Annotated in this window: 12 protein-coding genes; 6 read left to right on the top strand and 6 right to left on the bottom strand. The window is 58.6% G+C overall.

Annotated elements, in window-relative coordinates:
- The 3 genes from H8L67_RS04000 to H8L67_RS03990 form a co-directional block, all read right to left on the bottom strand.
- On the bottom strand, nt 1-726 hold the full coding sequence (locus tag H8L67_RS04000) for a pseudouridine synthase (protein WP_220380467.1): 726 nt from the start codon (nt 724-726) through the stop codon (nt 1-3).
- Nucleotides 727-732: 6 nt separating this feature from the next.
- The gene (locus H8L67_RS03995) at nt 733-1257 is read right to left on the bottom strand and encodes a hypothetical protein (protein WP_220380466.1); all 525 of its coding nucleotides are present in this window, start codon (nt 1255-1257) and stop codon (nt 733-735) included.
- A gap of 118 nt (nt 1258-1375) precedes the next feature.
- Nucleotides 1376-2485, bottom strand: coding sequence for an OmpA family protein (locus H8L67_RS03990; RefSeq protein WP_220380465.1), 1110 nt, complete (start codon nt 2483-2485; stop codon nt 1376-1378).
- A 527-nt stretch (nt 2486-3012) separates the two neighbouring features.
- Between H8L67_RS03990 and H8L67_RS03985 the strand changes: the two genes are divergently transcribed.
- Both H8L67_RS03985 and H8L67_RS03980 read left to right on the top strand, forming a co-directional pair.
- Nucleotides 3013-3489: a cell wall hydrolase gene (locus H8L67_RS03985; protein ID WP_220380464.1), complete on the top strand. Its 477-nt coding sequence runs from the start codon at nt 3013-3015 to the stop codon at nt 3487-3489.
- Nucleotides 3490-3537: 48 nt separating this feature from the next.
- Nucleotides 3538-4155 carry a glutathione S-transferase family protein gene (locus H8L67_RS03980; RefSeq protein ID WP_220380730.1) on the top strand — a complete coding sequence of 206 codons (618 nt, stop codon included), beginning with the start codon at nt 3538-3540 and terminating at the stop codon, nt 4153-4155.
- A gap of 113 nt (nt 4156-4268) precedes the next feature.
- Here H8L67_RS03980 and H8L67_RS03975 read toward each other — a convergent pair whose 3' ends face one another.
- Complete coding sequence (locus H8L67_RS03975; protein WP_220380463.1) at nt 4269-5642, bottom strand: MBL fold metallo-hydrolase RNA specificity domain-containing protein; 1374 nt, start codon at nt 5640-5642, stop codon at nt 4269-4271.
- A gap of 119 nt (nt 5643-5761) precedes the next feature.
- Here H8L67_RS03975 and H8L67_RS03970 point away from each other — a divergent pair, with 119 nt between their 5' ends.
- Both H8L67_RS03970 and H8L67_RS03965 read left to right on the top strand, forming a co-directional pair.
- Nucleotides 5762-7852, top strand: coding sequence for a M13 family metallopeptidase (locus H8L67_RS03970; protein WP_434063425.1), 2091 nt, complete (start codon nt 5762-5764; stop codon nt 7850-7852).
- A gap of 48 nt (nt 7853-7900) precedes the next feature.
- Complete coding sequence (locus H8L67_RS03965; RefSeq protein ID WP_220380461.1) at nt 7901-9919, top strand: M13 family metallopeptidase; 2019 nt, start codon at nt 7901-7903, stop codon at nt 9917-9919.
- A 1-nt stretch (nt 9920) separates the two neighbouring features.
- Here the strand turns inward: H8L67_RS03965 and H8L67_RS03960 are convergent, their stop codons facing one another.
- A complete protein-coding gene (locus H8L67_RS03960) occupies nt 9921-10556 on the bottom strand; it encodes a rhomboid family intramembrane serine protease (protein WP_434063424.1) in 636 nt (211 codons plus the stop codon).
- Between the two features lie 35 nt (nt 10557-10591).
- On the opposite strand from H8L67_RS03960, the gene H8L67_RS03955 reads away from it, so the two are divergent.
- The gene (locus H8L67_RS03955; RefSeq protein WP_255556031.1) at nt 10592-11203 is read left to right on the top strand and encodes a 2OG-Fe(II) oxygenase; all 612 of its coding nucleotides are present in this window, start codon (nt 10592-10594) and stop codon (nt 11201-11203) included.
- On the opposite strand, the gene H8L67_RS03950 is transcribed toward H8L67_RS03955, so the two are convergent.
- Nucleotides 11200-11580, bottom strand: a complete 381-nt coding sequence (locus H8L67_RS03950; protein ID WP_220380459.1) for an MGMT family protein — start codon at nt 11578-11580, stop codon at nt 11200-11202. The two genes, H8L67_RS03955 and H8L67_RS03950, sit on opposite strands and share 4 nt — an antisense overlap.
- 97 nt (nt 11581-11677) lie before the next feature.
- Between H8L67_RS03950 and H8L67_RS03945 the strand changes: the two genes are divergently transcribed.
- The gene (locus H8L67_RS03945) at nt 11678-12985 is read left to right on the top strand and encodes a hemolysin family protein (protein WP_220380458.1); all 1308 of its coding nucleotides are present in this window, start codon (nt 11678-11680) and stop codon (nt 12983-12985) included.

Raw genomic sequence — 12985 nt, 5'->3', positions numbered from 1 at the left:
TCAGGCGAGTGACTTGATCTCTGCGGGCGTCAGCGCACGCCATTCGCCTTTCGCGAGTTCGCCCAAACTGAGCTCACCAATGGCAATCCGGATCAAACGTAGGACGGCGATATCGAAGGCGGCAAGCAAGCGCCGGATTTGGCGGTTCTTGCCTTCATCCAAAACGATTTCCAACCACGCATTCTTGGTGCCTTCACGCAAGACAATCACGGAACTTGCCCTCAGATGCTCCCACTCGACTTCAATCCCCTGCATGAGGTTCACGATGGTGTCGATATCGGGAATGCAGTCCACCTGCACGTGATAGGTCTTTGAGGGCCCTGTTTCAGGCGAGGTGATTCTTGCCGCCCATGCCGGGTCATTGCTGAAGAGCAGCATGCCTTCACTGGCCTTGTCCAAACGCCCTACAGGCGCCACCCATGGCAAATCCGCCCCCGCCAGGCATTTGTACACCGTCTCCCTACCCTGCTCGTCTTTGGCGGTCGTGACCAAGCCGCGCGGTTTGTTCAACACCAAATAGGTCGGATTCGAAGACGCGCCTTCTTGACCGGCAATGTCGATCACTGCGGTCTCCGGATCGGTCGGGTGTTCGGGATCCCGGACGCAAACACCGCCAAGCAAAACGCGGCCCTCGGAAATGAGCGCCGCGGCTTGAGTGCGCGAACACATGCCGCGTTTGGACATCACGCGTGCGAGTCCGAACTTCGGCGCACGCTTAAGGACCATGACGGATTACTTTTTCTTCGGCGCGGGGTTTTCCGGCGCAACCGGCGCCTTGGTACCTGCCGGTGCCGATGGTTGACTCGTCGAAGGTGCAACCGGCGCGGTGCCACGCGCGACGCGCACGCCGCGAGACTTCATCCATGCATCGAATTCGTCGGCGGTCATACGTTTGCCGCCTTGCGTCATGTCAAAACGCCAAGGGCCGTTGTCGAACTCCGAGCGCTTCTGATAGGCCGCAGGATCGTTGGGCTTCGCGGCGGACGGCGCCGGAATCGCGCTGGCGACGCTCTTGCAGTTCTCGATGCGGATCCGGGTGATGACGGCGTCCACCGAAATGGCATCGCCGTAAGCCTGCGCCAATACGCCGGCAGGTCTACCCAGTTGGGAATTGATGGCGGAAAGCTCGGGCGCGACGGGCGCCAGCAAATCCGTATTCGCCGGCAACGAGCGCGGAACATTCGCACAGTTTTGTGATTGTGCCGCAGCAGTTCCACAGCAAGCGATCAATGCAACAGCGAGCAGACGACGCATCATGATTTCCTCTTCGGTCTGTCGACAGTGTATCGCCGATGACGGGTGAAAAAAAAGAAGCCCGGCATTGCCGGGCTTCTTTGTCTTGCTGAAACTTCCGCTTTGCGAAAGCAACGACCAATTAGTTTTGGACGTTGAGTTCGGTACGACGGTTGGTTTCGTTCTTGCAATCCGGCTTGGTTTGAGCGGTGTTGACCAGCGGACGGCTTTCGCCGTAGCCGACCGGACCGACCATACGGCCAGCGTCGATGCCATTAGCGGTCAGGTAGTCATACACAGCGCGTGCACGACGTTCCGACAGAGCTTGGTTGTAGGTGTCGGAACCGCACAAGTCGGTGTGGCCGGCAACTTCAACGCGCAGGTCGGGGTAACGCTTCAGGATTTCGATGCCTTCGTTCAAGATGGCGATCGCGTCGGGACGCAGCTTGGACTTATCGAAGTCGAAGTTGACACCCTTCAGGTCGATCGTCAACGGAACCGGGCAACCGTCCGGACCAACGGCTTGGCCAGCGGTCGAAGCCGGGCACTTGTCGTTGCAATCGTTCACGCCGTCGCCGTCGCCGTCTTTGTCGGCGCAGTTGTCGACAACCGGAGCTTCAACAACCGGAGCCATGCGGTCCGGGCCCAAAGCCACGGTCAGGCCAACCGATGCGAGCAGGTCGGTGAATTGCGATTGTTGGTCTTGCGGACGACGTGCTTGTTCCTTGTCGAAATCGACGCGTGCGCCGAGTTCGGTGCGGAGGTCAACGCGGCCGAAGTCGAATTGCAGGCCGACGCCGAGGTTGGCAGCTGCGTTGTTGTCTTCGTGTTGCGCCGGGCAATCAGCTTGCATCGGGATGCCCGAAGCCGGACCGCAGATGGCTGCGAATTCTTCTTCGTGACGTTGCATGCCGAGACCGAACTTCACGTACGGCCACCACTTGCTGTCCGCATTGCGGAAGTGGTAACGCGCGTCAACGGACAGACCGTACTGGGTCCACCACAGGTTCGGGTTCGAGGTCTTGTCCGGGTTTTGGTAGTTGGCTTCCAAATCCACCGACCAGTTCGGGGTCCAGAACTTACCGAAGCCCAAGGTGCCGAACAGCGCATCCTCAGTACCGCGATCATTATCCTGGAAGTTGACACCGGTGCTGCCCGAAACATACCAGCGGTCGTCGAACTCCTGGGCAGAAGCGGCTTGCGCCACGCCCATACCGCACAAGAGGGCGGCGCAGAGGAGTTTCTTGTTCATCGTGAGCTCCTTGAACTATTGAAATAAAAGTCTTGCGACATATGGAACAGAGGTAAAACGAAATCTGTAATAAAACTTAGCCGTTTGCCGACATGGGCAACCTTAAAAACCCAGCCGTGAAGACCGCGTTAACGATACCATAACGATATGCTGAATTTGCGCCTAGTTTGAATCGCGTGTTCAGGAACTTTTTTCGGGAAAACCTGTCTAGGAATCGGAATCTCGACTCCCCGCGCCGGCGCGAATCGCGCACGTCATCCAAGCATAAATACGAATCCTTGGGCAAATCGGCCATTCAGGATGGGTTGGGGTTCGACCTTTTAAGGTTCGCGCACTTTCCCCCATCCACTCATCGCTGAACAGAAAGCTGAACGAGTTGGAATTCAACAGGCCAGTCCGTCCCATTTGATGGATGCCTACAGGGCAAAACGCCGGCAGAGATCGGCGCCCTCCCCAAAACGCCAGAACATCGAATGTCGCGCAATCCAGCGTGACGGACGCTGGGGCAACGCGCAAGGAGTCGCTGTATGAAATTGGCATGGTTGTTGTGGTTGGCCTCGGTGTTACCGCCCCAGGCATCCGATTCACTTTGTTTGAGCACCACCGTTTATCTCGAAGCGCGCGACCAGCCCGTCATGGGTCAGCGCGCCGTCGCCGAAGTGGCGCTACGTCGCCAAGAAAGTGGTCAATGGGGCGATTCCATGTGTTCGGTCGTGACCGCGCGCAAGCAGTTCGCACCCACGCTCGTGTCGCCGCAATATGACCTCGGCAATCCCGACGCTTGGGGCGCCGCCGTCAATGTCGCTCTTGAGGCTGAACAGAACTGGGCGCTGCCGGTCGGTCGTCGCAAGGAAGTCGTGCCCGGCGCCACGCATTTTGCCGCGCTTGATTTGGCGCAGCCCAGCTGGCGGAACGCCTATCGCGTTGCCACGATCGGCGACCACACCTTCTTTGAAGTCGATCGCGTTCGCTCGCCCTACCGTCGCACCGCAACCGGAAGCTAACACCCGCCCGGGCACACTAGTCGACTTTCAACCCTGATGAAGGTCGCTATGAAGCTCTATACGAAACCGGGTGCCTGCTCCACCGCCGTCCATATTGTGTGCGAATGGGCCGGCAAGCCTTATGAATTTGAAGTGGTTGATGCGGCGACGATGAAGTCGCCGGAATTCCGCGCGATGAATCCCGTCGGCGCGGTTCCGGTCATCACCGATGGTGACTTCACGCTCACGCAGAACGCCGCGATCATGGCCTATATCGCCGATGGCGCACCCGAATCGGGTTTGTTCGGCGACAACGGCCGTCAGAACCGCGCAGAAGCCACGCGCTGGTTGGCATATGTGAACTCTGACGTGCACCCCGCGTTCAAACCGATTTTCGGTCCGAGCCTGTTTATTGACGACGACGCGCAATTCGATGCCGTGAAGGCACGCGCGATTCGTCGCGTGCAATCGATCTTTGAACTGGCCGACCAGCGCCTCGGCGAAGTCGAGTGGTTGGCCGGATTCAGAAGTGCCGCTGACGCTTATCTATATATAACGGTGCGTTGGGCGAATGCGATGAAGATTGATTTGAGCGCGCTGAAGCACCTTCAGGCATTCAAAGCCCGCATGGATGCCGATCCGGGGGTTTTGAAGGCGCTCGGGGATGAAGATTTGAAGGTGATCTGAAGAGCGCCTCACCCGCCCCGTTCGGGGCACCCTCTCCATCGAAGATGGAGAGGGGACTAATTCCTTCTCCGCGCAGTGGAGAAGGTGGCGCGCAGCGCCGGATGAGGCGCTCCTCAAACCGCCACAACATCCCCCGGATACGCCAAATCCACATCCACGCCATATCTCAGGGCCAGTTCCCCTGCCAGCGCCTCACGCGCAATGTCCTCGCCATGCACCAACATCACGCGCGGCGACACCTTGAACCCCGAATACCAATCCAAAAGCCCTGCCTGATCGGCATGTGCCGACAATCCGCCGACGGTATGTACGCGCGCATTCACGCGAACGTTGGCGCGATCAATGCGCACCCATTGCGCGCCATCCACCAGACGCCTTCCCAATGTGCCATTGGCTTGATAGCCGACAAACACCACATGTGACTGCGGCCGCTCCAGATGCTGTTTCAAGTGATGGATGATGCGGCCGCCACTGGCCATGCCATTGCCGGCAATGATGATGGCACCGCTACTAAGTGCGTTGACCGATTTCGATTCCTCAACCGACTGCGTGATCAAAAGATTCGGCAGGCGAAACGGGTTTTGCGTCCCCTGCATGACTTTTTGCGCCGCCTCGTCGAAGATCGCGTGGTACTTGTCGTAAACGCGCACGACTTTCGCCGCCATCGGAGAATCCAAAACGATTTTCCAGCGCGACATGTTCCACGCGTCCCAGTGCTGCGCAAACCAATACAACAACTCTTGCGAGCGTCCCACGGCGAATGCCGGAATCAACACATTGCCGCCGTTTTTCCATGCGGCCTCGAAAATTCGCCCAAGCTCCGCCACTGTGGTCTCACGGTCTTTGTGCAATCGGTTTCCGTAAGTGGATTCCATCAGCAGCAAGTCGGCGGCCGGCACGGGTTCGGGATCGCGCAGGATCGGCGTGTTCTTCTGTCCGATATCGCCCGAGAACACGAGGATTTTTCCATCTCCCTGCAGCTCAACGGTGCTCGAGCCCAGGATGTGTCCGGCATCACGGAACTGCAAATCAACACCGGGGAAGATCGATATGCGCAAATCGTATTTGAGCGTGCGAACTTGGGTCATCGCCCGCGCAACCGACTCTCTGCCGTAGAGCGGTTTGATTTCCGGCGCGCCCGGCTTGCGTTTGCGGTTGCTTCGCTCGGCATCGCTCTCCTGTAATGACGCCGAATCCATCAGCATGATCGGCAACAGTTCCGCCGTGGCTTCTTGCGCCAGAATCGGCCCTTTGAAGCCGCGGTCGGTCAATAGCGGCAGGCGCCCGACGTGATCGATATGGGCGTGGCTCAGAAGCACGGCATCAATGGTCGCCGGATCAAACGGAAACGGCTCGAAATTGCGTTGTTCAGCCTCCCGGCTCCCCTGCATCAGCCCGCAATCCAGCAGAATTCGTTTGCCTCCGACTTCCACCAGATGCATCGAACCCGTGACCTCACCTGCTGCGCCATGAAATTCCACCTGCACGTTCACACTCCTCTACCGGATGCCGGTCCGTCATTTAAGAATACTGTCGGGGCGTGACTTCCAGCACCCCTGTCGGTACGTCGCTTTCGCCTACAGTGAAGGTTTCCATGTTTCGAGGGGTGAAGATGAAATCGATTTTCCCGAAGCGCGCCGCGCTTGCCGCGGCCATTGCCGTCACGATGTTGGCCGCCGGCTCGGCGATCGCCGCCAAGCAAACTGCCGGCGCGAAGCCGAAAGACGATCCGTCTACGCCGCGTTTCCGCGTGACAGATTTGGACACCAGCAAGCGCGTTTGTGACGACCTGTCGGAATACGTCAATTCAAAGTGGCTCGCCGCCAACCCGATTCCGTCCGATCGCACCACCTGGGGCGCATTTGAACGTTTGGCGCAACAATCCGAAGAAGCGACCCATGCGCTGTCCGTGAAGGCCGCCGCAAACACCCGTGCCACCGGCGCGGAAAAGCTGGTGGGTGATTTGTTCGCCAGCGGCATGGATACGAAAGCACGTGAAGCGATGGGGGCGACGCCTTTGCTCGCTGTCTTCAAGGAAATCGATTCACTGAAGACGCCGGCGGATATCGCGCGCTACATGGCTGTTCACAACGATGACGGAATGGCAGACGCATTCAATGCTGGCGGCGGTTCCGATTTCAAAGACGCCACCAAAGTGATCGCGTTCGCGATGCAAGGCGGACTCTCTTTGCCGGAACGCGCCTACTACCTTGAAGACGGCAAAGACGGCAGCTACAAACGCATTCGCGAAGCCTTTGTCGGTCATTTGAAGAACCAATTGGTCAATGCCGGCGTTGCGCCGGACGCGGCCGCGCAACAAGCAGCGCAAACCTTGAGCCTGGAAACCAAACTGGCCGAAGCCTCCTTGAGCCCGATTGAACGTCGGGATCCGGCAAAGAACTACAACGTGGTGTCCATGGCCGAGGCACAGGCAGCCAACCCGAATTTGGATTGGGCGAATTTCTGGAAGGCACAAGGCGTCAATGTCGATTCATTCTCCTTGTCGCAACCCAAGTTCTTCCAAGCCTTGGACGGACTGGTCGCGAATGAGCCGGTCGCCGTGTGGCAATCCTATTTCCGCACCCATGCGGCGATGAGCTTGGCGCCGTATCTGTCAAACAAGTTCCAAGATGAGCAATTCGCCTTCTTCGGAAAGACCTTGAAAGGACAGCCCGAGCAACGTGATCTGTGGAAACGCGTGCTTGGCAGCGTTCAAGGCAGCACCGGCGAAGCGCTCGGCCAGCTGTACGTCAAGGAATATTTCCCCGCCTCTTCCAAGAAAGCCATGGAAGGTCTGGTGGCGGATTTGAGCCAGGCATTGAAGGCACGCATCAATCAGCTCGACTGGATGAGCCCGGAAACCAAGAAGAAGGCCATGGAAAAATGGGCGAGCTTCAAACCGATGATCGGCTACCCCGACAAATGGCGCAGCTGGCAAGGCCTGTCGTTCAAGCGCAATGACTACGTCGGCAACATTCTGGCCGCACGCAAATTCAATTCCTCATATTCGATGGCGAAAATCGGAAAGCCCTCGGATCGCAGTGAATGGGGCATGACGCCGCAAACCGTGAACGCGTATTACAACGCCAGCAAGAACGTGATCGTCTTCCCGGCCGCCATTTTGCAACCCCCGTTCTTCGATCCGAACGCCGATCTGGCGGTGAATTACGGCGGCATCGGCGCAGTCATCGGCCATGAAATGCTGCATGGTTATGACGACAAAGGCAGTCAGTTCGATGCCAACGGCAACTTCTCGAACTGGTGGACGGAATCGGATCGCAAGGGCTTTACGGCGCGCACGGACAAACTGGTCCAACAGTTCGACGACTATCGTTCTGTGGATGGACTGCCGGTCAAGGGACAACTCACCTTGGGCGAAAACATCGCGGACCTCGGTGGCCTGAACGTGGCGTTCGACGCCTTGCACGCGGCTATGAAGCGCGACGGCATCAAGCCGGACGCAAAAATCGACGGTCTCACCTACAACCAGCGCTTCTTCATGAACTGGGCAACCGTGTGGCGTCGGAACCACCGTCCGGAAGAGCTCAAGGTTCGTCTCAACACGGACTCACACGCACCGGCGAACTTCCGTGCCATCGGCGCCCCCAGCAACATGCCGGCATTTGCCAATGCATTCCAATGCAAAGCCGGAGATGCAATGGTTCGTGACGAGGCGCATCGCGTCGTCATCTGGTAAACGCGTCACTTGATAAACTTCCGGGAACCTCGGAACCCGGAAGTTTTCATGATCCAACGCACTTTGGTCATCGCCCTCTCGGCAGCACTCGCGCTCGCGCCTTCCATTGCCGGCGCCGATCCCGCCAAGGCCAAGGCCAAACCCAAGTCAAAGGTGGCCAAAACCGTTGCACCGCAGGTGTGCACCGACTTCTACAGCACGCTCAACAAGGATTGGTTGAATGCCAACAAGGCGCCCGAAGGCGCCGCCGTGAATTCGGCCATGGCCGTGCTGCAAGCGAACAGCATTCAACAACAGCGTCAATTGCTGGATGCCGCGATGACGGCGCCGCAGAACCAGAACCAAAAACTGCTGGGCGACTTCTGGGCCAGCGGTCTGGATGAAGCCTCGATCGAAACGGACGGGTCCAAGTCCATCGCGCCGCTGATTCAACGCGTGAACTCCATCAAACGCGCGAAAGACATTCCCGCTGCTATCGCCGCATTGCATCAGGTCGGTATCCCGGTCGCTTTCAATTTCAGCGCCGATGTCGACTTGAATGATCTGAACCGCCATATCGGCTACTTTTCGCAAGGCGGTTTGGGCCTTCCGGATGCGGCGTTCTATACCCGCAACGATGCGGACACGGTGGCACTCATGTCGCGTTATCGCGACTACGTCAAGAACATCCTGACCCTGACCGGTAGCGATGCCGGCAAAGTCGCCAATGATGTCAATCTGGTGATGGGCATCGAGTCGAGCATTGCAAAATTCTCGAAGCCCGCGCAAGCGACGCGTGATCCGCGCACCGCGTATGCCGCGATGCCGATTGCCAATTTGAAAAACCAGTACCGGAATTTGCAATTGGCGGAGTTCATTGCTGCGCAAGGCGTCAAGGACGACATGGTTTCGATGGTCGATCCGCAGTATTTCGCGCAGCTCGACGCCTTGGTGAAGAACACCTCGACCGAACAGTGGAAAACTTATTTGCGCTATCAAATCGGGCATGCCATGGCGCCGTATTTGTCGCGAAGCTTCCGTCAGGCCGAAGGTGAATTCTTCGGTCGCGTTTTCCGCAACGAAACGACGGCCCCACCGCGTTGGCAACAAGTGCTCGCTGCAATCAATCTGGCTGCCGGTCCGATGCTGGGTCGTGAATATGTCTCGCGCTATGTCCCGTCCGGTGCCGCCTCACGTGCGGAGTCCGTGGCCAAGGATGTTGTCGAAGCGCTGTCGCGCCGGATCGACAGCAACACTTGGATGAGCGCCGCCGCCAAGCAAGAGGCGAAAAGCAAGCTCGGCAAGACGACCATCGAAATCGGTGCGCCGCGTCGCGACCTCGATTACACCATCCAACCGATGGGCCGCGGCAGTTTCGGCGGCAACATGTTGATCGCTTCGACCTGGCGCCACGCACAGGAAATGAAGCGGATCGGTAAAGGCAATGCAGATCGTCGCTGGGATGTGCTGCCGCAGGACGCGGCGCTCGGCTATGACATGGCGCACAACCGCATCATCATCACCGCCGCGATCTTGCAGGCACCGGTCATCGACATGACCCAACCGCAAGCAGCGCAATACGGTGCGCTGGGCGCGTTGATCGGTCATGAATTGACCCGCGGATTCGACAATCGCGGCCGGATGGTGGATGCCGGCGGCAACCTCCGCGACTGGTGGACGCCGCAAGACGCTTCCGGCTGGAATTCGAAGATGACTGCCATCGCCTCGCAATACAGCGCCCACCCTTATCCGGAACTGTCCGGCGCGAAAGTCAACGGTGCGCTGACGCGCGAACAGGACACCGCCGATTTGGCCGGCCTGGAATTGGCTTGGGATGCATTGGCCAAAGGCGGCGCGCCGGATGTCGCCAACGCCACCGCGTTCTTCAATGGCTGGGGTCGCTTGTGGCCTCAGGCCATGAGCAAGGAAGCTGCCGCGCTACAACAGGCCACCAGCAGCTACTCGCCGGGCAAGTGGCGCACCAATGGTCCGCTCGCCAACATGCCGGAGTTTGCCACCGCGTTCAAATGCAAGGCAGGGACACCGATGTCGTTGCCGGCGGCTCAACAAGTGAAGATCTGGCGCTGAGTCAGACCACGCGTCGCAAGGTGGGCGGCTTCTTGCCCCCACCTTTGCCGCCGCGACCAAACGGCGGCTGCCCGCGCCAATAGCGGATCAGCAACCAAGCGAAGAGCATGCCGCCCAAGTGCGCGATCACCACCACCGGGGATTGCAAACCGCTGCCGGCAAAGACCAGCGCAAGAATGCCGTAAACGATGACCAGCGTACGCGCCTTCATCGGGATCGGCGGAATCAACATCATCACTTGCTGGTTCGGGAACAACATGCCGTAGGCCAGCAACATACCGAACAAGGTACCGGACGTGCCCATGGCCGGGCTGCCACTGCCGAGCAGGGCGCTGACGAGCAGCCAACACAGGCCGGAACCGATGGTGGTGACGGCAACAAACGTCATGAAGCGCTGCGAACCCCAGGTGTATTCGAGCTGCGCACCGAACATCACCAGCGCCAAGCCGTTGAAGAACAAATGCAGGAAAGACATATGCAGGAGGCCATGGGTCAGCAGTTGCCACGGCATGAATCCGTTCGAGAGCGGCCAGAGCGCAAAAAACTGTGTCAACCACTGCCCCGCGATCATCTGCGCCAAAAATCCGACGGCGATGGTGATGGCGATGGCACGGGTGACCGGGGGAATGTTGTTGATCATGGAGTCTCCGCAATTGCGCATATGATACGGACATGCGTGTCATAGACGTTGAAGGCAACGCCCCGGACGAAATTGCAGCGGCGTTGTTCAGCTCCGGCGCCTGTCGCGTGCGGAATTTCATTCCCCAGGTTCAGGCATGCGCCCTGCGCGACGAAGCTATGACGTTGGACGCAACGAATGCCTTCTCGATTGCACGCATGGGGCGCGGGGGTTCGACGACCACCGACGTGGCTTCACGCGGCGACCGTACGCTTTGGCTGGACAACGTCGCTTGTGTCAACGGCGGTGAATTTTTAGCCGCGCTGCATACACTCAGCCAGCAACTGAGAGCGAACTTACGGATGCCCATCCATGGCGTGGAAGCGCACTACGCGCTGTATCCGCCCGGGGCCCGCTACGTACGACACAAAGACCGCATGCAAGACAGTGGTGCGCGCATGATTTCCTGGGTCACCTATTTGAATGCGGATTGGCAACCCGCGGATGGCGGCCTGCTGCGTCTTTACTCGGACGATGGCGGCCACACCGATATCGCACCGACAATGGGAACTTCCGTGTGCTTCTTGAGCGACATCGAGCACGAAGTGCTGGCGTCACACCAGACGCGTCTCAGCATCGCGGGCTGGATGCGTCGTTTGGACTAATCCGGCGGTCCCCACAACCTCTCGTCTTCAGTCTTGGGGCGTTTCATGGCGACTTTGCCGTCTTTCACGCTGACTCCCTCTCTTTTGAGGGCCGCGACTTGGCGTTTAAAACCCGCACTGCCTTCGGCGAAGGCGATGCGGCCGTCACTTCGCAGCACGCGATGCCAAGGAATGTCGCCCGGCGACTTGCTCCACAGCAACTTGGCCACCCAACGCGCGCGGCCCGGAAAACCCGCCAGGCGCCCGACTTCGCCGTATCCGCGTACCGATCCGTGTGGAATCGCGCGTATGACCCGCCACACCTTGTCTTCGTCGGCTGAATCCACCATCTCTTCTCCGGCAGGCGCGTCAATTTCACTCGCGTCGCCTGCTACCATGCAGACGGAGCATTGAATCACACATGGACGAACCTAACTTAGCCCTGCGCATCGCGCACCCGAACCTCGCACTGAACGAACAGCAGGTGTTGCGCCCATGCTGAAGTTTGTCATCGTGCTGTTCCTGATCGTTCTGAATGCATTTTTCGCCATGTCTGAAATGGCGGTGATGACTTCACGTAAAAGCAAGTTGAAGCAGATGGCGGCGACCAGCCGCGGTGCGGCCAAAGCACTGGACTTGGCCAACAATCCCGAAAGCTTTTTGTCAGCGGTGCAGTTGTGGATCACGTTGTTGAGCTTGATGATCGGCTTCTTCGGCGGCGAAACCATGGGCGCGCAAATCGCCGAGCCTTTGAAAGATGTCCCGCTGTTCGCGCCGCACGCCGATCTGATCGGGATCGTCGTCGGTTTTATCGTCATGCTGTTCGCCTTCGGTTTGCTGGGCGAACTGGTTCCCAAGCGCCTTGGCACCATCGCACCGGAGCGCGTCGCTTCCGTAGCAGCGTATCCGATGGAGTTTTTTGCGCTCATCGTGAAGCCGCTGGTCATGCTGCTATCCGTCAGCACCCGCGGCATCATCAAGTTGTTCGGATTGGCCGGCGTCAACGACCAACAGATCACTGAAGAAGAAATTCAAATGTTGGTGTCGGAAGGACACGAACAAGGCGTCATCGACGACGACGAGCGCAACATGATGACGCGCGTTTTGAGACTCGGCGACCGCACCGCGGAAAGTTTGATGACGCCGAGAACGCGGATTGTCTGGCTCGACAGCGAAGCGGAATTCGAAGAGAACTTCGAAACCATGCGTCAGACACCATTCTCACGTTACCCCGTGTATCGCGGCAGCGATGCCGATGTGTTGGGCGTACTTGAAGTCAAATCCTTGCTCGACAATCTCGGCGAATCGCGTCCGCCGTTGTTCGATGAACTGCGCGAGGTTCTGTTCGTCAGCGAATCCACCCAGGCGATGAAGTTGCTGGAAATTTTTCGCGAAGAGCAACAATCCTTGGCGTTGGTTGTCGACGAATACGGCGATGTCACCGGTCTCGTGACCGTCAGTGACGTGATGGGCGCGGTCACCGGTCGTTTGCAGTCGGCCGAACACAACGACGCCGAAAACATGGTGTTGCAGCGCGACGACGGTTCCTGGTTGATCGATGGCAGTTTGCCGATTGACGAAGTCAGGGAAATCGTCGAATCGAACAAGCTTCCACTCGAAGACGAACATGACTATCACACGGCTGCGGGCCTCGCGATTGCCTGGTTCGGTCGGATTCCGCACGTGGGCGAGTCGTTCGAATGGAATCAATGGCGCTATGAAATCGTCGACCTCGACGGGCCGCGCGTGGACAAATTGTTGTTGACGCCCTTGCACAGCGAGCAAGCACCGGTCGGGCCCTGA

This window comes from Lysobacter soyae (assembly GCF_019551435.1).
GTDB classification, from domain to species: Bacteria; Pseudomonadota; Gammaproteobacteria; order Xanthomonadales; family Xanthomonadaceae; genus Solilutibacter; species Solilutibacter soyae.
This window is presented reverse-complemented; position numbering and strand designations above follow the sequence as displayed.

What these genes read in the sequence shown, in the direction of transcription:
- H8L67_RS03945 (WP_220380458.1), top strand. Translation starts at nt 11,678, where the DNA reads ATGCTGAAGTTTGTCATCGTGCTGTTCCTGATCGTTCTGAATGCATTT.
- H8L67_RS03955 (WP_255556031.1), top strand. Translation starts at nt 10,592, where the DNA reads ATGCGTGTCATAGACGTTGAAGGCAACGCCCCGGACGAAATTGCAGCG.
- H8L67_RS04000 (WP_220380467.1), bottom strand. Translation starts at nt 726, where the DNA reads ATGGTCCTTAAGCGTGCGCCGAAGTTCGGACTCGCACGCGTGATGTCC.
- H8L67_RS03980 (WP_220380730.1), top strand. Translation starts at nt 3,538, where the DNA reads ATGAAGCTCTATACGAAACCGGGTGCCTGCTCCACCGCCGTCCATATT.
- H8L67_RS03985 (WP_220380464.1), top strand. Translation starts at nt 3,013, where the DNA reads ATGAAATTGGCATGGTTGTTGTGGTTGGCCTCGGTGTTACCGCCCCAG.
- H8L67_RS03995 (WP_220380466.1), bottom strand. Translation starts at nt 1,257, where the DNA reads ATGATGCGTCGTCTGCTCGCTGTTGCATTGATCGCTTGCTGTGGAACT.
- H8L67_RS03950 (WP_220380459.1), bottom strand. Translation starts at nt 11,580, where the DNA reads ATGGTAGCAGGCGACGCGAGTGAAATTGACGCGCCTGCCGGAGAAGAG.
- H8L67_RS03965 (WP_220380461.1), top strand. Translation starts at nt 7,901, where the DNA reads ATGATCCAACGCACTTTGGTCATCGCCCTCTCGGCAGCACTCGCGCTC.
- H8L67_RS03990 (WP_220380465.1), bottom strand. Translation starts at nt 2,485, where the DNA reads ATGAACAAGAAACTCCTCTGCGCCGCCCTCTTGTGCGGTATGGGCGTG.